Origin of the sequence: Pseudomonas sp. LF-5 (assembly GCF_037626295.1) — a bacterium.
Classification (GTDB): Bacteria; Pseudomonadota; Gammaproteobacteria; order Pseudomonadales; family Pseudomonadaceae; genus Aquipseudomonas; species Aquipseudomonas monsensis.
Window position 1 is genome coordinate 381,832 of the sequence record NZ_JARKMT010000001.1, and the last position, 21,293, is coordinate 403,124.

Here is a 21,293-nt window from a genome sequence, read left to right on the forward strand (position 1 = left end):
CTCATGACTTGGGCGCGAGCCAGGTATCCACCACCCGCCGATCCAGTTCTTCCCAATACGCCATGCCCAGCACTCGCGTGGTGTTCAGGCCGCGCAAGTAGCCGCGCAATTGATTGGCGGTGTCCTGAATAAGCTGCGGGTCGGCGACGGTCTTGTCCAGCAGGACGCTTTCGTACTGGACCAGGTATTCGGCCACACGCTCGCGAAAGTCGGGCAATACGGCGTCTCGGATCAGGTCAAACGTTCTCAAAGAGGGTTCCTCATGCATCTTTTTCTAGTTGTAGTGAGTGTGGATCAGTCTGCACGGCGCGCAACTATTGCTAGAAGTAATAGTGACCATCACGAAACGCAAGTTTTGCTTTGTCGGCAATGGGCGGAAAATCATCCCCATCGAACACGCCGCTCAAGGAATTTGCGCGATGAACACATTGACCCGACTGGTTTTGGTCGCCCTGCTGACGGGCGGAGCGGTTGCCGCTGCACCAGCGTTCGCAGACGACGGCCGGTCATGTCACTTGCAGTCCATTACCGGCAGCAGCGCCACGTTGCAGCACTCGCAAACCGTGGGCGTACTGTACAGCGAGAACACCCTGGACAATCTGCAATACCTCGAGCGCTACCACGACATGGCGCTCAACGGTGCCAAGGGTGCGCTGGACTCGCGGATTCGTGAAGCGTTCGTCGATAGCTCCGACCCGGAACTGGCGATTGACTGGCTGGTGAACTCGTTGCAGCAACAGTTTCTGTCAGTGACCGTCTACGACAGCCTCGATGAGCTGGTTCAGGCCCATCCGGACATCGTGGTTAAGCTCGACACCTTCAACCGTTTGATGACCCAACGCAGCAGCCTGGTCGAGGCGCGTTTTACCGCACGCTTCTATGACGCCGACCTGCAATACATCGGCAAGGCTGAAGGCGCCGTGGAAAAACAACTGCCCTCGGCCTGGGTGCATCACCAGGCGCCGCCGCAGATCGCCGCGCAGATCGAGAAGCAGCGAGACCTGCAACTCAATGCGTTGAAACAATTCGATGCATCACTCAAGGCGCTGGTGGCTTCGAGCTGAACCGCAAACCATAAATGGCAATGGCGGCGCGGTGGCGCTGCACCGTTGCCGGTTGAACCGACACTTTATTTTCAGGATTACACCCATGCGTTCTTTATTTGTTCCGGCCCTGGCGGTTTCTTCGTTGCTGCTCGCCGGTTGCGCCTCGGCGCCGAACGACCCGACCCTGACCCTGCAGACCGACAAGACGCCTGCGCAATACGCCGATTGCGTCGTGCCGAAACTGCGAGGCAGTGCGCTCAGCCCGACCGTTTCGCAGACCCAGCGCAGCTACCGCATCGTAGTGCCGAGCAAGGTTTCGGCGGACAACGTGCTGGAGGCCTACAAGGCCGGCAACGGCGGCAAGGTGTTCATTTATGAACGCCACTTGCTGGCCTCGAACTTCCTGCCTTCGAGTTTTGAACGGGCCGCTCAGGACTGCATCTGATTCCGCCCGATCGACGTTTTTGACAGAGCTCCTTTGGTTGGCCGCAACCAACCAATTTTTTGCCCCGTGCCTTCATTCGGTCGCGGGGCTTTTTTTTGCCGGCGGGTTTGCCTGAGGTAACATGCCGCCACCCACTTGTTACGAGCATTGAAAATGGATTCTCACTCGATTCTGGCCTTCACCCTGGTCGCTGCGATTGCCATCGCCAGCCCGGGTCCCGCGACGTTGATGGCAATCAACAACAGCCTGGCGCATGGACAGCGCAGCACCATCTGGTCTTCGCTGGGCAATGCCAGCGGTCTGTTCTGCCTGTCGGCAGCTGCGATGCTCGGGTTGGGCGCGCTGTTGGCCAGCTCGGAAATGCTGTTCAACGCAGTGAAGTTCATCGGCGCCGGTTACCTGTTCTATCTCGGGGTCAAGCAACTGCTCAAAAAGGGCCCGATGCTGGCGCAGGGCATTGAAGGCGAGGCCGGCAAGGCTCGGCCGACCCGCAGCAAACTCTACAAATCGGCCTTCCTGACCGCCGTGACCAACCCCAAGGCCACGATGTTTTTCACCGCGTTGTTCCCATAGTTCATTGATCAGAACGCGGCGCTGCTACCGCAATTTCTGATCCTGACCGCCATCTTCATGGCGTTGTCGGTGTCGTCGCTGAGTGTCTACGCCGCATTGGCCTCGCGGGCCAAAGGCGTGCTGACCCGACCGGCGCTGTCGCGTTGGGTCAGCCGGGTGGTGGGTACGACGTTCATTGGTTTTGGTGCGGTGATTCTGACCATGCGCCGCCAGACGGCGTAAGTGCGGACGGCGGTTCAGGCCCACTTGAAGCGCGCCGGGAATCGCGCCACGAAGCAGGTTCCCGCGTCGAGTGTCGAGCTGACCTGCAACGTCCCGTTGTGCGCCGTGGCAATCTGCGACGCGATATACAGCCCCAATCCGAGGCCTTCGCCGCGTTGCCCGGCTTCGGATCGCGAAAACGGTTCGAACAGCAGCGGCATCAGGGCGGCGGGAATCGGCACCCCCTGATTGGTCAGCGAGATCACGATCTCGTCGTTCTGCGCATAAGCCTTGAGGACGATCGGCGTGGCGGTCGAACCGTGCGTCACGGCATTGCCGAGCAGGTTCGACAGTAACTGACTGATGCGCAAGGCATCGCAATGAACACCTGCCGGCAGGTTCAGTGTCGACTCGAAGATGGCGAGGGGATGAGATGCCTGCACCTCGGCAAGGGTCTGTTGCAGGGTCTGCTGCAAGTCATCCACCAGGACGCGCTGTACCGGAATCCCGCCACCGAGCCGGCCGCGGGCAAAATCGAGGATGTTCTCGATCAGCACGCCCATGCGCGTCGAGCTGTTGCGGATCGCCGCTATCAGATTCAGCGAACGTTTTTCTTCGGTCCTGGTTTCCAGCAAGTCGGCACTCATGCGAATCGCGCTCAGCGGCGTGCGCAGGTCATGCCCGAGCACCGCGATGAACTGTTCGCGCAGGCGCCCCAGTTCGTTGGCGTTGTTCAGCTCGACCTTGGTCGCCTCAAGTCGCTTTTGCGTGTCGAGGTTGATCGCAATCAACTGGGCGAAAAGGGTCAGCGTTTTGGCGATGGCCGGTTCGTCGAGGTTCGCCGGTACGGAGTCGATGGCACACAGCGTGCCGAAAAATTCACCGTTGGCTTTGACGATGGGAATGGAGATGTAGCTCTCCAGTCCATAGGTTTTCGGTGTGTGGTGCTGGGAAAAAACCGGATGCGTGCTGGCCTGGCCGAAAATCACCGGTTGCTGGTGCTGGCGGATTTCGTGACAAATGGTCGACTCCAGCACCAGTTCGCCACCGGGTTTGAGGCCGAAATTGATGGAGTCGTCCACCGCGCAGGCCACCCAGTTTTTGTCAGTGACGCGCGCCACGGCGGCGAAGCGCATCCCGGTCAGGTGCTTGACCATGCTCAGGATCATGGGCACCGCGTCGATGCTGCTGATGGCTTCAACGTCGGATGAGAAGGCAGAGTCGGTCATGGCACGGTGCTTTTAAAGAAGGTCGAAACAGAGACTATCGCTTATTGGCGGCCATGACCAATGGCCGCCAAGGCGAATGTGCGGCGGTTGCACGACACGTTCGGATTCAGAACGTGTATCTGGCGATCAGCATGTAGCTGCGCGGATTGCCACAGTTGTTGATGGGAGCTCCCACTAGGTGTTGTAACCGATGGACGAGTCGTGTGGCTCAGTCGAGGTCGCTGGCCTGATGCCGCTCCGGCACCTGCGACGCTTCATCGCCCCAGGTACGGTTGACCCGTTGCCCACGCATCACTGCCGGCCGCTTGGCGATGTCTTCTGCCCAGCGTTGCACATGGGTGTACTCATGCGCCGCAAGGAATTCCGCCGCCGAATAGACATTGTTCCGCACCAGTTGCCCGTACCACGGCCAGACGGCGATGTCGGCGATGGTGTAGCTGTCGCCGGCCAGATAAGGGCTTTCCGCCAAACGGCGGTCGAGTACATCCAGCTGACGCTTGGCTTCCATGGTGAAGCGGTTGATCGGGTACTCCATTTTCTCCGGCGCGTAGGCATAGAAATGCCCGAAACCGCCGCCCAGATAGGGCGCCGAGCCCATCTGCCAGAACAGCCAGTTGAGGGTTTCGGTGCGGCCTGCCGGGTCCTTGGGCAGGAAGGCGTCGAACTTTTCCGCCAGATACAGCAGGATCGAGCCGGACTCGAATACGCGGATCGGCGGTTCAACGCTGCGGTCGAGCAGCGCCGGGATTTTCGAATTCGGATTGATCTCGACAAAGCCGCTGGAAAATTGATCGCCTTCGCCGATGCGGATCAGCCACGCGTCGTATTCGGCCGCGCTGTGCCCCAGTGCCAGCAGCTCCTCCAACAGGATGGTCACCTTGACGCCGTTGGGCGTGGCCAGTGAATACAGCTGCAACGGATGTTTGCCGACGGGCAAAGTCTTGTCGTGGGTCGGCCCGGCAATCGGGCGATTGATGCTGGCGAACTGGCCGCCGGACGGGGCTTCGTTTGTCCAGACTTGCGGCGGAACGTAGGGGGCTTTGCTCATGTGGGGGCCTCATCGTTGGCGGGCGGAAGTTATCGATAATAGACAGGTTTGATCAAGGTTTACGGCTGCTGTGGCCATTGATCCTTGATGTCAAACCACGGCGCCTTCGACGTCACCTCGACATGCTTCTGTTTTTCCGTAGTGAACGTCGTGTCCAGCGTCCCCAGCGCGACCGAGATCCAGTCGGCGAACTCACCCTGCTGGCGCGACCAGAACAGCGACGAGCCGCAGTGCAAACAGAACTGGCGCGAGACCGCTTCGGAAGACTGATAGGACTTGATCGCTTCGACGCCCTGTACCACTTGCAGATTCTCGCGTAACACGCTGCCATAACTGGCAAATGCCGCTCCGTGGCTTTTGCGGCACTGGCGGCAATGACAATGAGACAGCGCTTTGGGCCGCGAGCGGATCTGGTAATGGACCGCGCCGCACAGGCAACTGCCGCGAAAGGTCTGGGGGGAGGGCGTCAGCATGCGGGTTTTGGCTCCTTGTGAATCAGGGGAAGGTTTCAGCTGTCGGGTGACTGGGCCAGGAATTCACTGATCAACGAGATCACCTGTCGCTGGATCACCTCGCGGGGGCGATCGTTGCCATCGCCGCAGATAATGCCATCACCCGGCACGTCATCCTCAAGCAGCGCCACCGCGCCAGGTTTGCACACCGCCATAAAACTGAAATGGCTGGCATCGCTGATTTCCACGTAACGCGAAGATTTTGCCGGCAGGCGTTTGGCAAGGTCGGCAGACTCCAGCCGAGCAGGCAGCTCTGGTGACGGCACGCCGGCAGCAATCACCAGTGTCGGTACCGCCAGCGCCGCCAGACTTGCATCGGTCATGCCCCGTGACAGCCCCAGGTCCAGGGACACCACGGCAGTGACGCGTTTGTCGCGCAAGTCCGCCGCCAGCCGCGCCTTTGAGTCCTCAGTGCTGGCGGGGTTCATCTGTTGGTAAACGGTGCAACTGGCCAACTGCGGATGGACCTTGCAGTCTGCGGCAAAACGCTCGGGGTCGAACCGCGCTCCGGCGAGTTCCATGGCGGTCCAGCCGCCGAGAGAGTGTCCCACCACGGCAATTCGAGCCTGCGCGACCGCGCCAAACTTTTCCGGCTGCGCCGCGACGGCGTCGATGGCCCGGCTCAAATCGACCGGACGTTGCCACAACTGAGCCGCCGCTTGCGGGCTGCGGTCGCGGCTGGTTGTGCCGGGATGGTTGACCGCCGCCACGATGTAACCCTGATGGGCGAGTGCGCTGGCCAGCCAGGTCTGGTTGATCCAGTTGCCGCCGTAGCCGTGGGAGAGCACCACCAAGGGATGCTTGCCGCCGGCCGGTGGCGCATCGGGCACGGCCGGGGCGCCGACGAATACCGGGTTGTCGCCGAACAATCGGGTGGCCGCAGTAGTGGCCGCGGCGGGATACCAGACAACCATCTCCAGTGAACGCTGATGACGCGGGTCCGTCAGCGTGGCGGACTGAAAGCCGACAGGATGATCGTCAGCGAGTGCGTGGGGGATCAGGCAGGTCAGCAGCAGGGCGCCGAGCGCTGTTTTCATGGTTGTTTTCGTCCTTGATGCGTCTTATGGGCGAGCGGCACTTTGACTGAATTCGTGTCCTTGAGCGAGTTTCTTTAGCGGCCCTCCATCAGCGGCCAGTCGTGCAGGCTTCCTGGTGCTGTGATGGCGCTTCCGGCGTCTTCGCGAACCTGTTCGCGAATGGCCTCGCCACCGATCTGGCAGCTTACCCTGGCCCCGAAAAATCCTGGGTAGCACTGCTCGCTCGGGTCTGATCACTGGCAAATCCATCGAAACTTCGCCGCCGACAACACTGTCCAGACCTTTGCACCTTCCGGCCAATGTTCTGCCGGAACAGGCTTATGCACCGGAGAAAGGCGAGGGTCGAGATGTCGATGACAGTGGGAGATTTTCTGGTTGAGCGGCTCAGCCAATGGGGCGTCACGCGGATTTTTGGTTATCCGGGGGACGGCATCAACGGCGTGTTCGGCGCGCTTGCCCGGGCCAAGGGAAAAATCGAATTCGTGCAGGCGCGGCATGAAGAAATGGCCGCGTTCATGGCCTCGGCCCATGCCAAGTTCACGGGTGAGCTGGGTGTGTGCATCGCCACTTCCGGCCCGGGTGCCTCGCACCTGATCACCGGATTGTATGACGCGCGCATGGACCATATGCCCGTGCTGGCAATCGTCGGTCAGCAGGCGCGCACGGCGCTTGGCAGTCACTACCAACAGGAACTCGATCTGGTGTCGATGTTCAAGGACGTCGCCGGGGCATTTGTGCAGCAGGCATCGGCGCCTTCGCAAGTGCGGCATTTGCTCGACCGGGCGGTGCGCACGGCGGTGGGCGAACGCCGTGTGACGGCGATCATCCTGCCCAACGATTTGCAGCAACTCGAATACGAAGCACCGGCCCGCGCACACGGCACCGCGCATTCCGGTGTCGGCTACAGCAAGCCGAAAGTATTGCCTTACGAGGCTGACTTGCAGCGTGCCGCCGAGGTGTTGAACGCCGGGGACAAGGTTGCGATTCTGGTCGGCGCCGGCGCGTTGCAGGCGACCGATCAGGTCATCGCCGTGGCCGAAAAACTCGGTGCCGGGGTTGCCAAGGCACTGCTGGGCAAAGCCGCGTTGCCGGACGATTTGCCTTGGGTCACCGGCAGCATCGGCCTGCTCGGTACCGAGCCGAGCTACAAAATGATGAGCGAGTGCGACACCTTGCTGATGATCGGCTCGGGTTTCCCGTACTCGGAATTTTTGCCCAAGGAAGGTCAGGCGCGCGGCGTGCAGATCGACTTGCAGCCCGACATGCTCAGCCTGCGCTACCCGATGGAGGTCAATCTGCTCGGGGATGCCGCAGAAACCCTGGCGGCGTTGTTACCGCTGCTTGAACAGAAGACCTCACATAAATGGCGCAAGAAGATCGAGGGCTGGCGCGGCAGTTGGGAGAAAACCCTGGAAAGACGCGCCATGGCCAAAGCCGATCCGATCAATCCGCAGCGGGTGGTGTATGAGCTGTCGCCGCGTTTGCCGGAGCAGGCGATCATCACTAGCGATTCCGGCTCTTGCGCCAACTGGTACGCCCGCGACCTGAAAATCCGTCGCGGCATGCAGTGCTCGCTGTCCGGCGGCCTGGCCTCGATGGGCGCCGCCGTGCCTTACGCCATCGCTGCGAAATTCGCCCACCCGCAGCGCGCGGTGATTGCGCTGGTGGGCGACGGTGCGATGCAGATGAACAACATGGCCGAGCTGATCACCGTTGCCAAATACTGGCGGCAATGGGCGAGCCCGAAATGGATCTGCGCGGTGTTCAACAACGAGGACCTCAATCAGGTGACGTGGGAGCAGCGGGTGATGGAGGGCGACCCCAAGTTCGAGGCGTCGCAAAGCATTCCGGACGTGCCGTATCACTTGTTCGCCATCTCCATTGGCCTCAAAGGGATTTTTGTCGATCGTGACGAAGATGTCGCCGCCGCCTGGGAGCAGGCGCTGGCCTCGGAGGTGCCGGTGCTGATCGAATTCAAGACCGACCCGAACGTGCCGCCGCTGCCGCCGCACATCAAGCTGGAACAGGCGAAAAAATTCGCCACGACCTTGCTCAAGGGCGATCCGGATGAGGCCGGCATCATCGTGCAAGCCGCCAAACAAGTCTTGAGTTCGGTGCTGCCGGGCAAAAAATAAACGGATACACCCATAACGCTGATCCCCTGTGGCGAGGGAGCGTGCTCCCTCGCCACAGGCCGGGCTCAACCGAAGGACGTTTCATTGATCCGCAACTCCGCACACAGCCCACCCTGTGGCCGGTTGTACAACTGCAAGGTGCTGCCGATCTTGCTGACGATCATCTGCACAATTGCCAGGCCCAACCCGGCGCCGTTGGCATGGCCGTGACTATAAAAGCGCTCGAACAGTCGCGCGTAGTCGAGTTCGTTGATGCCGGGGCCAGCGTCTTCGACGCTGATGTACACCGCGCCGGAGTCTTGCGGCTGCACCTGCACGCGCACCTCGCTGCCGGGCGGGGCGAAGTTCAGCGCGTTGGTAACCAGGTTCTGCAGAGCAATGGCCAGGGCCACAGGGTCGGTTTCGACCGGGCAGTGGTGGTCGCTGTCGAGGATCAGTTCTATATCCTTTTCCAGCGCCAGCGGCGCCAGTTCGGCAAGCTCCTCGCGCACCAGTGCGGTGAGTTCCACGGGGCTTTTTTCCGGATGGGCCAAGCGCGGTTCGATCCGCGCCATGGTCAGCAACTGGCTGGCGATCCGCGTGGCGCGATCCACCGCGCTGACCAGAAATTCCAGCGCCTCCTCGCGTTGTTGCGAGGTGCCGGCGAGCTGCGCGTTTTGCGCATGGATGCGCAGGATCGCCAGTGGCGTGCGCAGTTCATGGGCGGCATCAGCGATAAAGCGTCGCTCCCGCGCCAGCAGATTGTCGATCTGCTGCAACAAGCGGTTGAGCGCGGTTTGCATCGGTTCGAGGTCGTGGGGCAGGGGGCTCAGGTTCAGCGGTTTGAGGGTTTCGGTGTCACGCCCGCGAATGGTTTGCGCCATCCTGCGCAAGGGCTGCAGTCCCCAGCCGATGGTCAGCCAGATCAACGCCGCCAGCGCCGGCACACCGATAACGCTCGGCCATAGTGTGTGGCCGACGATCCGCTCGATCAGGTCCTGACGAACGTCGTCGCGCTCGCCGACCCAGATCAACAACCCTTGCTGCGAGTCCTTGAGCAGAAACGCACACCAGTCGCGGCCGTTTTCCACCAGGTCGTGGGAACCGAGGGTGGTCGGCGGCGCATTCAGTTCCGGCGCTTCGGCCGAACGCATCAACAATTGCCCGTCACTGCGCCAGACCTGAAACGTCAGCCGCGTTTCGTACGGATGCGCCGCTTCGCCATCGCCGACCCGGCTCATCGCCTCGTCGAAGGCCTGATACAGGCGCTTCCAGTCGTTGTCGCCCGGCGCGCGTTGCGCCAGTACGCCTTGCAGCAGGCGCGCACTCTGCGCCAGTTGGGCGTCGTAGACTTCTTCGATTTCATGGTGGCTGTCGCGCAACACCAGCCAACTGATCAGCACATCGCCGATCAGCACCAGAATCAGTACGGGGACCAGAATTCGCGCGCGGATCGAAATCATGACTTGAGCTCCACGACATAACCGACGCCGCGCACGGTGCGGATCAGACCGGTCGAAAGCTTCTTGCGCAGGTTGTGAATCAGCACTTCCAGGGTGTTGCTCTCGACATGGTCCTGCCAGCCATATAGCGCCCGGGACAAGCGCTCGCGGGTGACCACCTTGCCGGGACGCGCCATCAGTTGATGGAGCAGTTGATATTCCATCGGTGTCACCACCACCTCGAGACCTTGCCAGGTGACTTGCTGGCTGACCGGGTCAAGGCATACGCCGGCATGTTCCAGCACCGGTTGGGCGCGGCCCTGACTGCGGCGCAGCAACGCACGAATGCGTGCCTTCAATTCATCGACGTCGAACGGTTTGATCAGGTAGTCGTCGGCCCCGGCATCGAGGCCGGCGATGCGTTCGGCGGTGCCATCGCGTGCGGTGAGAATCAGCACCGGCAGGTCCTGTTGTGCACCGCGCAGTTGTTGTAGCAGGGCCAGGCCATCAAGCCGTGGCAAGCCGAGGTCAAGCAGCAGCAGGTCGAAGCTTTCACTGTGCAGGGCATGCAAGGCGCTGACCCCGTCCTGCAACCAGTCGAGGGTGTAGCCCTCGCTGCTCAAGGCAACACGAATGCCTTGTCCGAGGGCTTGATCGTCTTCAACCAGCAGCAGGCGCATGGGCGGTTCTCAGTGGGCAACAGGGGCGTTGATGGGCGGCATCATGCCGTTGCACAGGGCGCCGTGGCAGTCCGGCCGACGGGAAAGATGTAACCACTCGTTGCCAACTAAGCTTTCACTAAGGTTGCTTTTGCACAGTGAGGCCTTCCTCATCGAGCGAGAGTGTTTCCATGCGCAAACTTCTGCTGTTGTCCCTGATTGCCGCCAGCCCTTTGGCCGTCGCCGGCCCGCAATGCACCACCGCCGAGCGTTCGCAATGGCAAGACCAGAACGCCTTCCAGGCGCAACTCAAAGCCCAGGGTTACCAGATCAGCAAGTTCAAGGTCACCGATGGCAACTGCTACGAGATCTACGGTTTCGACAAGGACAAGCGCAAGGTCGAGATCTACCACGACCCGGTCAGCGGCAAAGCGGTCAAGACCGAGATCAAAGGCTGATGCCGAGCGCGTCCCTGCGCCTGTGGGATCCGCTGGTGCGGCTGTTTCACCTGTCCATCGCCAGCGTCTTCGTCGCCAATTACTTCTTCAATGAGGCGGGTGACGACTGGCATGTCTGGCTTGGCTATTACGCCATGGGCTGGCTGTTGCTACGGATCGTGTGGGGCTTCATCGGGCCGCGCAGTGCGCGTTGGGCGGACTTCTGGCCGACGCCGGCGCGCCTGTTGGCGCACGGGCGGTCGCTGATCGCCGGGCGGCCGGAACATCGCCTCGGGCATTCGCCGATCGGTGCGCTGGTGATGATTCTGATGTTGCTGGCATTGTCGACCCTGGGCCTCAGCGGCTGGGCGATGGAAGAAGTCGATGCCCTGTGGGGCGCCGACTGGCCGTTGCAGGTCCACGAAACCGCTGCCGACGGCCTGCTGGTGCTGGTCTGCATCCATGTTGCGGCGGCGCTGTTTGAAAGCATTCTGGTGCGCGACAACTTGCCGTTGTCGATGCTTACCGGACGCCGTCGCCGATTGCCCGACGATGCTGCGCGCTGACAAGGATGTCTGCCAATTGTTAATCCTCTTGTCCTTGCCGCGAGTCCACTATGCGTGCGTTGTCCTTTCGCTTGACATTCATACTCGGCAGCCTGGCCGTGGGCCTGATTTTTCTGGCTGCGTGGCGCAGTCATCCGAGCCATGTGCTGGCACCGTTCGCGCTGGCGACACCGCCGGTTGACGCCGGGCTGCAAGCCCCCGAACCGATGTACAGCAGCCGCTTCGTGTCCTCGGAACTCGACGACTTCGTGCACTCGTCTTCGGTCACCGCGCTGCCCGGTGGTGACCTGATGGCGGTGTGGTTCGCCGGCTCGCGCGAAGGCGCTGCCGATGTGCAGATCCGCACTGCGCGATACGACGCCAAAACCGCGGAGTGGGGCGCCGAACACGTGCTGGCCACCCGTGAATCGACCCGCGACGGCACCCGGCGCTATATCCGCAAGCTTGGTAATCCGGTGATCGCGCTGGCACCGGACCAACGGCTGTGGATGTTTTACGTGTCGGTGTCCGTGGGTGGCTGGGCCACCAGCGCGATCAATGTGATGGTCTCCGATGACTTCGGGCGCAACTGGTCGACGCCACGTCAATTAGTGACCTCGCCGTTTTTCAACATCAGCACGCTGGTGCGCGCCGCGCCGGTGTTCCATGCCGACGGTTCGATCGGCTTGCCGGTGTATCACGAGCTCATGGGCAAGTTCGCCGAGTACCTGTACCTGAGTGCGGACGGCGCGGTGATCGACAAATTCCGCATCAGCCGTGGCAAGCATTCGTTGCAGCCGACCATTGTGCCGCTGGACGGACACCGCGCCGTGGCCATGTTGCGTTATGCCGGCGACACCCACCACCGCGTGCTCGCCAGCCGCACCGACGACGCCGGGCAGACCTGGAGCGAACCCTATCCGCTGGAACCGGCCAACCCCAACTCTTCGCTGGCGGCGGTGGGCACGGCTGACGACGGTTTGCTGGTGGCGCTCAATGACCTGCGGGACGGGCGTTTCAAGCTCAGCCTGTACGGCACCGATGCCAATCTCAATGACTGGCGCAGCGTCATCGAACTCGATCAGTCGCCCGATCCGCTCGGCCAGCCGTTCGCCCCCGAAGCCTACAAAGCGATCATCGGCGAAGGCTTTCGCGCCTCCAGCGGTGCGCGGCGCCTGCCGCTGGAGCAACGCTTTCTGAGCAATCTCGATTACCGCGTGTGCAAGCCGCAAGGCTGTGACTTCGAGTACGAGTATCCGTACTTCAGCCGTGGCTCGGACGGCCTCTATCACCTGGTGTACTCGTGGAATAACACCTTTATCAAACATGTCAGCTTCAACGATGCCTGGCTGGCGGAGCGCCTGTGATGCTGTTTCTGTGGCAAGCCCATTTGAGTTTTATCCTGCTCGGTTTTGTGCTGCTGAGCGCATTGGCGTTGACCCGACGCTGGCGCCCGTGGCTGTTGCCGGTGTTGGCGGCGCTCGGTTTTATCCCGGTCAATGATCTGCCGCTGGCGGCGTATGTGCGCAGTTACACCGATGACCTGGCAATCACCACGCTGGTGTTGCTCGCTTGGGTCAGCCTGCAGCGCCTGGGCGTGGTTCAGCCGTTGCCGACAGTCAGGCGTGTGCAAGTGCTGGTGCTGTTTGCCGGGTTGGCGGCGGTGCTTTACCCGGCAACTCTGGGGCTGACCTATGTCGACCCTTATCGCTGGGGCTTCAATCCACGGCCAATGATTGTGTTGGTCGGTCTGACGGCGCTGGCGCTGTTGTGGCTGCGCAACACCCTCGGCGTGGCGATGCTGGCACTCGGCACGCTGGCTTTCGCCCTGCGGCTCAAGGCCTCGGAAAACTATTGGGATTACCTGATCGATCCGCTGCTGGCGGGTTATTGCCTGGTGGCCGGCGCCGCGCTGTGCGTGCGAGAAGTGTGGCGTCTGCTGCGCCCGCTACCCGCTGTACCGACATCTTCAATCTGAATCAGGACACTGAGGTCAATGATGGGCTGGATGCAATCGCGGCGTCTGCGCTATGGCGTGGGTGCGGCAGGTTTGGTGTTTTTACTGCTGGCTTTGCTGCGGCTGGTGTTTGTGCTGGGATTCTCCGGAATCGACATCAGCGAGTTTGTCGACAACCCCCAACTGCGGGAAACCCTTGGCATCGGCTTGCGCTTCGACCTGCGTCTGGCCGTGCTGCTGATGTTGCCGCTGGCGCTGCTGGCCTGGCTGCCGCGCTGGAACCTGACGCGCGTTGCGTTACTGCGCCGCGTGGCAAGGGGCTATTGGCTGTTGGTGCTGGGCGTTGTCGGGCTGGTGTACATCATCGACTTTGGCCATTACGCCTACCTCGGGGTGCGGATCAACGCCACGGTCTTGCGCTACCTGGAGGACGCGCAGATCTCGCAGCAAATGGTCTGGGAAACCTACCCGGTGCTGTGGATTGCCCTGGGCTGGCTGGCGGTGTCGGGGCTGTGGTTCTACGGATTCCTGCGCCTGGAGCGGGCGACGCTGGCGCAGAAACCTCGGACGATCCGCCGCACTTCGCTGGTCTTGGGCGGTGGGTTGGGGCTGGTCGTGGTGTTGCTGGCGCTGCTTGGCCGCGTCGAAAACCTCAACCTGGAAAACCCGGTGCCGTTGCGCTGGAGCGATGCGTTTTTCTCCGGCAATGGCCAGATTGCCGCGCTGGGCCTGAACCCGGTGCTGTTTCTGTATGACACGCTCAAGGCCGGGCAGGCGCAGTTCGATGAAGCGCAAGTGCGTGCGCATTACCCGGCGGTGGCACGTTATCTGGGCGTGGATCGGCCGGATGTGCAGACGTTGAACTTTGATCGCCAGCAAGCTGTGCAGCCATATCGCGTTGCCCGGACGCCGAACGTGATGTTCGTCATGCTCGAATCCCTGGGCACCAGCGCGGTGGGCGCCTATGGCAACCCGCTGAATCCGACGCCGAATCTCGATCGGCTGGCGAGCCAAAGCTGGTTTTTCCGGCACTTTTACGTGCCGGTCACCGGCACGGCAAAAACCGTCTGGGCCAGCATCACCGGGGTGCCGGACGTCACCCGCCAGGCCACCGCGACACGCCACCCGTTGATCACCCGCCAGCATACCCTGATCAACGCGTTCACCGACTATCAGAAGCTGTACATGATTGGCGGCAATGCCGGGTGGGCCAATATCAATGCGCTGATCCAGCAGAGCATCGAGGGTGTGAAGCTTTATCAGGAGCGTGACTGGCGGTCGCCGTTGGTGGACGTGTGGGGGATTTCCGATCTGGATCTGTTCAAGGAAAGCGACCGCATCCTGCGTGAACTGCCCAAGGACCGGCCGTTTTTCGCCTACGTGCAAACCTCAGGCAATCATCGGCCGTTCACCATTCCCAAGGACAATGACGGCTTTCAGATCAGCCAGCTCTCACTGGAACAGGTGCAGGCCGCCGGTTCGCGCAGTGTCGAGCAATACAACGCCGTGCGCCTGCTGGATTTCAATATCGGCAAGTTGATGGAACTGGCCAAGGCCGGCGGCTATTACGACAACACGATTTTTGTGTTCTTCGGCGACCACAACACCCGCATCAGCCAGATCCCGCACATGCCGCCGGCGTTCGAACTGCTGGGGCTGGAGAGCAACCATGTGCCGATGCTGATTCACGCGCCGGGGCTGCTCAAACCCAGGGTTGTCGATGAAGCCGTGGGGCTGACGGATCTGTTGCCGACGGTCGCGGGAATGGCCGGCATCCCGTTCAGCAACGGTGCGATGGGCCGCGATATTCAACAAGCGGTGCCAGAAGGCGAGCGCGTGGTGCCGCTGGTATTGCGCGAAGGCACGTTCCCGTTGATTGGCGGCGTGACCCGGCATCACCTGCTGCAAATGCAACACGATGGCAGCGCACCGACCCTGCATGACCTGCACTCGCCAACGCCGCTGGACAACGTCGCCGAGCAGCACCCGCAAGAGTTTCAGCGGCTGGTGGAATTGACGCGCGGGCTGCATGAAAGTGCGCGGTTGATGTTGTACCGCAATGTGCGCTGAGCCTTGCATTGGCGTGGGGGAAAGTCGCGGACTAGAGTCGCTTCTCTCCGGTCCGGTTGAGCATCCGTCAATGAACAAGACAGAGGGCAGCCAATATCAGTACCGGTGAGACCTACAAGAACGCGGTGAAGATGACCTTCGCCAAAGGTGCGTCACTGGACGATCCGGCGCGGTTGTTCAATGCCAGCCTGGCGAAGAAACCCGGCCCCTCTCCCAGAGGGAGAGGGGACTGACCGAGTGAACACAAAGTCTGAAAGACCCACACATCGGCTCCCTTTCCCCTCGGCCTCTGGGGGAGAGGGCCGGGGTGAGGGGGTAAATCCAACTGCACCCACAAATCCCAACCCTCAAACCAACGTACTCGGCGGCGCGCCCAACAACCCCGTCAACGTATTCATGATCGCCTGCTGCCTTGCGCGGTCCGCCAGATACACCGCCTGCGCCGCCGCCACATCCGCCTGGCAATGCGGGCACGTTACCTCCTGCGGATAAATGTATTGCAGGCAACTGCGGCACAGGCTGAGCTGCACCGGTATCCGTCCTTCCTCCGGCGATTGCCGGCCTTGATTGATCCACGCCAGTTTGATCACCTGACCGCTGTCGCTGACGCTGCTGACCTTTTCCCCGGTGTCGATGCGCTCGGTGATCAGGTCGAAACGGCCGACGGCAAACGACTGCTGAGCGGCGTCCTCGACCTTGACGATGCGTTCGCGCAATCCGCGTTTTTCCAGCTCCAGCGTGCGGTAGTGGCAGTAGGGATTGTTGCCGGGTTTGCCCAACAGCGAGTGCGACGTCCAGGTGCAGCCGCCGCGACAGACGTCGTTGTAATAACAACTGCGGCAATAACCCCACATGTCATCGACCGAACGCAGACGCCCGAAGTGCATGCCTTCGCTGTAATGCCAGATGTCATGCAGGCTCATATTGCGCACGTTGCCACCGGAGAAGCCGACCGTGGCCAGCGACGGACAGCCTTTCACTGTGCCGTCCGCCTCCAGCGCCAGCACCGTTTGCCCGGCTGCGCAACCACTCCAGTGCACGCGCTCGTCACCGAAACCGCGCCAGATATGTTCATACGGGCCGTAGTAGCCGATGTTGTTGCCGACGTTCATCAACAGGCCGCGATCCACGCCTTCGCGATACAGCCGCGCGAGCAATGGCATCACCTCCAGTAGCTGATACGGCTGTAACAGCAGTTCCGGATGGTCGACGGCATTGCCCATTGCGACGGTGATCTGGATCTGCCAATGGGTCGCGCCGAGTTCGATGATGGTGTCCATCAGTTCGGGCAAATCGGGCAGGGTGGCCGCGCCGATCTGGGTGTTGACGCTCACGGCCAGACCCAGGGCTTTGGCCCGGCGCAGGGTGTCCACGGCTTTGTCGAACGAGCCCGGCACATTGCGCACGGCATCGTGCAACGGCGCGAGGCCGTCGAGGGAAATGCCCACGCCATTGAGGCCGGCGTCGACCGCCGCCTGCATTTTCGCCGGGGTGAGATTGCGCCCGCCGGTCTGGATTGCGCAGTACATGCCGTGGTCGTGAATTGCCCGGATCAACTGCGTCCAGTCCTTGCGCAGATAGGCTTCGCCGCCGATCAGGGTGATCTCGCGGGTGCCCAGCTCGGCCAGTGCGTCGATCACCTCCAGGCATTCGCGGGTATTGAGTTCGTCAGGTCGGCGATGCCCCGCGCGGGAGCCGCAGTGCAGGCATTTGAGGTCGCAGGCCAGGGTAATTTCCCAGACCACGTGCACCGGCACGTAGCGCTTGAGATCGGTGTCGCTGAGGTAGCGGGCAGGGCGGGCGTCTGACATGGGAAATCCTTACGCACGTACTTGTGCGCGGCACGAATGGATTGACCTTGGTTGTCACAAATCCCGGGCGGAATCATCGCTGACCCCGCCCAGGCCTGACAGTTAGCGCGCTTCCAGGCGCGCGATTTCCGCGTTCAGTTGCTCAAGTGCACCACGCAAGACATCCTCGTGGGCCAGTTGCTGCTCGGCTTGCCGGACCACGGACTTGAGTTGCGCCAGATCACCACTGGCCTGTGCCTGCTGCACCGCCACGGCATACAACGGCAGGTACGGATGCGGTACCGGTTGCGGCTCGACCGTCGGCGCCTGGTGCACCGCGACATGTTTCATCTCGTGCCACTGGCCCTGTTCTTCATAGCGATAATCGACAAAACCGCTGGCCCAGTCGCCGGCCAGAATGCCTTTGAGGTGGAAGGTCTGGGCGATCTGGCTGAGCGGGCCGCTCGGGCTGCCGTCGAGGGTGAGGATGATGTGGTTTTCGACTTTCGACGTCAGCTTGGCCTCGGAATAACTGCCCCAGACCCGCGCACGAAAATTGACGGTGGGCCAGGTGGCCTGAAAGACACTGGCAATCCCGCTGACTTTTTTGTGCACGGTATCGACCAACAGATCGAGGGTCAGAACCGGGGCGCCAAGCATTGAATTGCTGACATTGAGGCGGGTGTGAAAAAGTCCGATCGACATGGTGCTACTCCCTTAAATGAATGGCGGATTCAATGAACGGTTTCAGCGACTTTGCAGACGGCTGACTTCGCTCTTCGCCTTTTCCAGCGCGCTTTGCAGTTGCGGTTGTTGATCGAGTTGCTGTTGGGCCAACTTCGCCAGGTTTTTCATCTGGGCCAGATCGCCGCTGGCGATGGCGCTCTGAATCGGTGCGGCGTACAGCGGCATGATCGGCGGGTGCGGGAGAATCACCGGGCCGGGTTCGAGTGGCGGGTAGAACGAGTCGACCAGATGCACAGGCGCGTTGCTCACCTCATGCCAGCGCTGGCCATCGAAGTATGCATAATTGGCCACGCCGTCCTTCCAGTCGGTGCCGACCACCAAATGCAGTTTGAACGTGACGATCGAGTTGGACCCAGGGCCGCCGTGATTGCCTTGCGCGGTAATCAGAATTTTGCTGACACCGGGCGCCATCACGGTCATGTAGGTGTATTCGCCCCAGACGTCCGCGTGGACGTCGAGCGGTGGGTTAATGGCTTGAGTGATCGCCGCCGTGCCGCTGACTTCTTGTTGTGGCGTGGAAACCAGCAGATTTAGCGAAAGCGTTTGCGCACCGGGCGCGTTTGTACCAATGCGATAGCACACCGGGAACAGGCCGACATGTTGCTGAGTGGAACCGGACATGGTGATTGCCTCCATTGCAATGTGGGAAATGGCCTTAACGTTTTTCCAGACGGGAAATTTCCCGGGCCAGTTTTTCGTACGCGTCCTTCAGGTCTTGCGCTTCGGGCTTTGTCGAGTCGCGCTGTTTCAACAAAGTCTTCATGTGGTGCACATCGCCGCCATCAATCGAACTCTGGATGGCGACGCCATACGGCGGGATGACGTGGGAGGATTGGGACATTTCGCGGGTTTCCTCGCAGGTGTGGCTCTACAGCCCCTTTGGGCAAAGGGGCGCCTTTCCTGACAGCCAGGCAGCAGCGTGCAACTCGGCAAACCCGGTAGGGTCTACCTGGCGTGGCACCGCCTGATCCGTCCGGATCTGTTTAACGCTTGAGGCAGTTCGCGCATGGGCGACGCGGCAGCGTCGATGCAGGCGCCAGCGGCGTCAGCCGAACCCGTCGGGTTTCGCGGGTGGCGCGATTGAATGGGTTTGCCATAACGACAAACAGAAGAAATTCGCCTGTACGTTGGTCATCATTCTTTCCTTGATAGAAAACAACGAAACACAGGGATCAGTTGGGCGCTCGAAAGCGTTTACAAGCGACTGCAATCCTTAAAAAACCATCCCTGTTTCTTTACCGGCAATGTCACGGACACCTGTCCGTTTTGTTGGCTGGCATATCGCCAGCCACGCAACCCTAGATCCGATTTCGACGGCCTGCCAGAAAAAGCGCCGAACGGTCATTGGCGCTCTCGGAAGGGACAATGCAGGGGGCGAAATCGTGCGCAGACTTATTGATCTATCACTTTGATTTAAAAGAAAGTGATGGCAGTGTTTAGCGATGTTTAAGAGGGCGTGGAACTGTTTGAAATAAAAACTTCGTGCTTAAAGCCAATTGCAGAACCTCGACGAAAACAATCGCAAACAGCCAACGCCGACTCTTTGCGATCGCCTTCGTAAAAGACTAATTACCGTCGGCCACTTTGCGTTCGATTTCATCAATTTTGTTTTGCAGCGTCTCGGCGTCCTGCTCTTTCACGCGGGTGGACGAGGGGGTGATGATTTCATCCACGGCCTCAGTGTCATCATCGTGATCTTCAAGATCACGCTCGACTACGTGCACCGGTTTGCCGGACGTATCGGTGGGCGTGGCGTTCGGGGTTTTGCTGTCATCGCTATTCATGGTGCAGACCTCCAGTGGTGTAAACATTGGAGGTGACGTTGCGCTGGGCGTTCGATATTTTTGCGTTGCACTGGAATGAGCGGTGTGCAGAAACTTTGCGCCACAACGATGGCTCGAATCGACTCGATCAACGACTGTCCGGATACCTGACGCCATGCCCCCGAAAAACCTCTTTGCAGCTTTGCTCGGTGTGTCTGTTCTGATAATCGGCGAGGCCAGCCACGCCGCCAGTTTCGACTGCGAGCGCGCCAGTGCAGCCGACGAAAAAGCGGTCTGCGCCAATCGCGCGCTTAACGATATGGACGTCAGCATGGCGCTGCTCTACAAGCTCGACCGACGCTTTCTGCCCATGGGCGGGCGTGACGCGTTGATCGGGCAGCAGCACGCCTGGCTGAAAAAACGCAGCCAATGCGCGGCTGATGTGAAGTGCCTGACGGATATCTACCAGCAGCGCATTCAGGTTCTACAGCAGATCATTGATACCCGTGTGGTCACTCAGGGGCCGTTTTGAATACCAGGCAGCGCGCCAGGGGGGGCCGTTGTCAAACCAATGGCGGCTTGCGCATACCGCGCAGCGGATCATCGAGCAATCTGAATTGCTCCAGCATGAAATCGACCAGCAAGCGTGAAGACGGCAGCATCCCGTGCCGGGTCGCAAACACCGCATGAATCATTTCAGTTCTCGGCGCCCAGTCAGGCAGCACCACGACCAGTTGCCCTCGTTCGATGAAGTCGTGCACCAACGACATTGGCATCTGCGCAACGCCAACGCTGTCGATCGCCGCGCAGCGCAGCATCGGCAGGCCTTTGGTAATCAGGTTCGGGCGGTGCTGGAGGGTGAATTCCGAACCGTCCTGATGAAACAGAGTCCAGCTGTAATCGCGTTGCGGGCTGCCATGATGAACACTGGGGAACCGTGCCAGATCTTCTGGTGCGCTCGGTGTGCCCAGACGACTCAGCAGTCCGGGGCTCGCAACCAGACACTGTGGGCGTTGGGACATGACGCGGCTGACCAACTCGGAGTCCTGTAGGGGCGGCGGGCGAACCCGTAACGCCAGATCGACACCCTCGGCGACCACATCGACCTGACGATCAGTCGCTTCCAGATGCACCTCCATGCGCGGGTGGATGGCCATGAAGCGCGTGATGATCGCGCCTACGCACTCGTCCAGCAGCACGGTTGGACAGGTGACGCGCAACACGCCGCCCGGTTCGGTGTGAGTCAGGGCAATCGCGGCCTCTGCGGCTTCGGCTTCCTTGAGCATCGCACGGCAACGCTCGTAATAGGTTTGCCCCAGCTCCGTGACCGTGAAGTGGCGGGTGTTGCGGATGATCAGGCGCACGCTGAGGCGCTCTTCGAGCTGGGCGATGCGTCGACTCAGATTGGACTTGGGAATGCCCAAGGCGCGGGCGGTCTGCGCGAAACCGCCGTGATCCACCACCATGACGAAGTACTGAAGGTCATTGAGATCCAGCACGGTCGAAATCCATTCAGTCAGAAGGCGCTAACTATACAAGGCTGATCGTCCCTTGTATGGGAAACACCAGTCCGTTTTTTGCGACTAGCGCGGCGGGTCAGCGGGGTTTTAGATTGCCGACGTTGAATGTCCAGGCTGACGTAGCCCCGCTGATCAATCTCAAGCCGACCGTCAGCATG

The 21,293-nt window shown here is 61.0% G+C and carries 22 protein-coding genes and 2 pseudogenes; 11 read left to right on the top strand and 13 right to left on the bottom strand.

Annotation, left to right across the window (positions count from 1 at the left end; translation table 11 throughout):
* Position 1 precedes the first annotated feature (1 nt).
* Positions 2–250, bottom strand: a complete 249-nt coding sequence (locus PseuLF5_RS01715) for a hypothetical protein (RefSeq protein ID WP_128615102.1) — start codon at positions 248–250, stop codon at positions 2–4.
* 169 nt (positions 251–419) lie between these two features.
* Between PseuLF5_RS01715 and PseuLF5_RS01720 the strand changes: the two genes are divergently transcribed.
* From PseuLF5_RS01720 to PseuLF5_RS01730, 3 genes and pseudogenes are all read left to right on the top strand, one after another.
* Positions 420–1,064, top strand: a complete 645-nt coding sequence (locus tag PseuLF5_RS01720; protein WP_340132776.1) for an ATPase — start codon at positions 420–422, stop codon at positions 1,062–1,064.
* Positions 1,065–1,149: 85 nt separating this feature from the next.
* The gene (locus PseuLF5_RS01725) at positions 1,150–1,491 is read left to right on the top strand and encodes a hypothetical protein (RefSeq protein WP_123464260.1); all 342 of its coding nucleotides are present in this window, start codon (positions 1,150–1,152) and stop codon (positions 1,489–1,491) included.
* Positions 1,492–1,644: 153 nt separating this feature from the next.
* Positions 1,645–2,286, top strand: a pseudogene (locus PseuLF5_RS01730) (LysE family translocator).
* A gap of 14 nt (positions 2,287–2,300) precedes the next feature.
* On the opposite strand, the gene PseuLF5_RS01735 reads toward PseuLF5_RS01730, so the two are convergent.
* The 4 genes from PseuLF5_RS01735 to PseuLF5_RS01750 all read right to left on the bottom strand — a co-directional run bounded on the left by PseuLF5_RS01735 (position 2,301) and on the right by PseuLF5_RS01750 (position 6,091).
* Positions 2,301–3,494: a GAF domain-containing sensor histidine kinase gene (locus PseuLF5_RS01735; RefSeq protein WP_123464264.1), complete on the bottom strand. Its 1,194-nt coding sequence runs from the start codon at positions 3,492–3,494 to the stop codon at positions 2,301–2,303.
* A 208-nt stretch (positions 3,495–3,702) separates the two neighbouring features.
* The gene (yghU, locus tag PseuLF5_RS01740; protein WP_340132777.1) at positions 3,703–4,542 is read right to left on the bottom strand and encodes a glutathione-dependent disulfide-bond oxidoreductase; all 840 of its coding nucleotides are present in this window, start codon (positions 4,540–4,542) and stop codon (positions 3,703–3,705) included.
* Positions 4,543–4,601: 59 nt separating this feature from the next.
* Positions 4,602–5,015, bottom strand: a complete 414-nt coding sequence (locus PseuLF5_RS01745; protein WP_123464268.1) for a GFA family protein — start codon at positions 5,013–5,015, stop codon at positions 4,602–4,604.
* A gap of 35 nt (positions 5,016–5,050) precedes the next feature.
* Complete coding sequence (locus PseuLF5_RS01750; RefSeq protein ID WP_340132778.1) at positions 5,051–6,091, bottom strand: alpha/beta hydrolase family protein; 1,041 nt, start codon at positions 6,089–6,091, stop codon at positions 5,051–5,053.
* 347 nt (positions 6,092–6,438) lie between these two features.
* Here PseuLF5_RS01750 and PseuLF5_RS01755 point away from each other — a divergent pair, with 347 nt between their 5' ends.
* Entirely contained in the window at positions 6,439–8,226 is a 1,788-nt protein-coding gene (locus tag PseuLF5_RS01755) for a thiamine pyrophosphate-requiring protein (protein ID WP_340132779.1), read from the top strand.
* Between the two features lie 65 nt (positions 8,227–8,291).
* On the opposite strand, the gene PseuLF5_RS01760 is transcribed toward PseuLF5_RS01755, so the two are convergent.
* Together PseuLF5_RS01760 and PseuLF5_RS01765 are read right to left on the bottom strand one after the other, a co-directional pair.
* A complete protein-coding gene (locus PseuLF5_RS01760; protein WP_340132780.1) occupies positions 8,292–9,668 on the bottom strand; it encodes an ATP-binding protein in 1,377 nt (458 codons plus the stop codon).
* Positions 9,665–10,327: a response regulator gene (locus tag PseuLF5_RS01765; RefSeq protein WP_123464275.1), complete on the bottom strand. Its 663-nt coding sequence runs from the start codon at positions 10,325–10,327 to the stop codon at positions 9,665–9,667. Before PseuLF5_RS01765 ends, PseuLF5_RS01760 begins: the two co-directional genes overlap by 4 nt.
* Before the next feature lie 170 nt (positions 10,328–10,497).
* Here PseuLF5_RS01765 and PseuLF5_RS01770 point away from each other — a divergent pair, with 170 nt between their 5' ends.
* The 6 genes and pseudogenes from PseuLF5_RS01770 to PseuLF5_RS01795 all read left to right on the top strand — a co-directional run.
* Positions 10,498–10,764: a PepSY domain-containing protein gene (locus PseuLF5_RS01770; RefSeq protein WP_123464277.1), complete on the top strand. Its 267-nt coding sequence runs from the start codon at positions 10,498–10,500 to the stop codon at positions 10,762–10,764.
* Entirely contained in the window at positions 10,764–11,309 is a 546-nt protein-coding gene (locus tag PseuLF5_RS01775) for a cytochrome b/b6 domain-containing protein (RefSeq protein WP_340132781.1), read from the top strand. The genes PseuLF5_RS01770 and PseuLF5_RS01775 overlap by 1 nt, the downstream gene beginning before the upstream one ends.
* 50 nt (positions 11,310–11,359) lie before the next feature.
* Positions 11,360–12,655, top strand: a complete 1,296-nt coding sequence (locus tag PseuLF5_RS01780) for a sialidase family protein (RefSeq protein ID WP_123464281.1) — start codon at positions 11,360–11,362, stop codon at positions 12,653–12,655.
* Positions 12,655–13,266: a hypothetical protein gene (locus tag PseuLF5_RS01785; RefSeq protein ID WP_340132782.1), complete on the top strand. Its 612-nt coding sequence runs from the start codon at positions 12,655–12,657 to the stop codon at positions 13,264–13,266. The genes PseuLF5_RS01780 and PseuLF5_RS01785 overlap by 1 nt, the downstream gene beginning before the upstream one ends.
* Positions 13,267–13,287: 21 nt before the next feature.
* The gene (locus PseuLF5_RS01790; RefSeq protein WP_340133260.1) at positions 13,288–15,315 is read left to right on the top strand and encodes an LTA synthase family protein; all 2,028 of its coding nucleotides are present in this window, start codon (positions 13,288–13,290) and stop codon (positions 15,313–15,315) included.
* An 86-nt stretch (positions 15,316–15,401) separates the two neighbouring features.
* Positions 15,402–15,506, top strand: a pseudogene (locus PseuLF5_RS01795) (DUF1801 domain-containing protein); the annotation flags it as partial.
* A 156-nt stretch (positions 15,507–15,662) separates the two neighbouring features.
* Here the strand turns inward: PseuLF5_RS01795 and PseuLF5_RS01800 are convergent.
* The 5 genes from PseuLF5_RS01800 to PseuLF5_RS01820 form a co-directional block, all read right to left on the bottom strand.
* Complete coding sequence (locus PseuLF5_RS01800; protein ID WP_123464286.1) at positions 15,663–17,126, bottom strand: GDL motif peptide-associated radical SAM/SPASM maturase; 1,464 nt, start codon at positions 17,124–17,126, stop codon at positions 15,663–15,665.
* Between the two features lie 102 nt (positions 17,127–17,228).
* Positions 17,229–17,810, bottom strand: a complete 582-nt coding sequence (locus PseuLF5_RS01805) for a DUF1842 domain-containing protein (protein ID WP_123464288.1) — start codon at positions 17,808–17,810, stop codon at positions 17,229–17,231.
* A 42-nt stretch (positions 17,811–17,852) separates the two neighbouring features.
* Positions 17,853–18,473, bottom strand: a complete 621-nt coding sequence (locus PseuLF5_RS01810; RefSeq protein WP_123464290.1) for a DUF1842 domain-containing protein — start codon at positions 18,471–18,473, stop codon at positions 17,853–17,855.
* Between the two features lie 34 nt (positions 18,474–18,507).
* The gene (locus PseuLF5_RS01815) at positions 18,508–18,693 is read right to left on the bottom strand and encodes a DUF1843 domain-containing protein (protein ID WP_128615464.1); all 186 of its coding nucleotides are present in this window, start codon (positions 18,691–18,693) and stop codon (positions 18,508–18,510) included.
* Between the two features lie 724 nt (positions 18,694–19,417).
* Complete coding sequence (locus PseuLF5_RS01820; RefSeq protein WP_123464294.1) at positions 19,418–19,636, bottom strand: hypothetical protein; 219 nt, start codon at positions 19,634–19,636, stop codon at positions 19,418–19,420.
* Positions 19,637–19,826: 190 nt separating this feature from the next.
* Between PseuLF5_RS01820 and PseuLF5_RS01825 the strand changes: the two genes are divergently transcribed.
* Entirely contained in the window at positions 19,827–20,147 is a 321-nt protein-coding gene (locus PseuLF5_RS01825) for a lysozyme inhibitor LprI family protein (protein WP_128615463.1), read from the top strand.
* A gap of 31 nt (positions 20,148–20,178) precedes the next feature.
* Here the strand turns inward: PseuLF5_RS01825 and PseuLF5_RS01830 are convergent, their stop codons facing one another.
* Entirely contained in the window at positions 20,179–21,114 is a 936-nt protein-coding gene (locus PseuLF5_RS01830) for a LysR substrate-binding domain-containing protein (protein WP_186748274.1), read from the bottom strand.
* Positions 21,115–21,293: the final 179 nt, after the last annotated feature.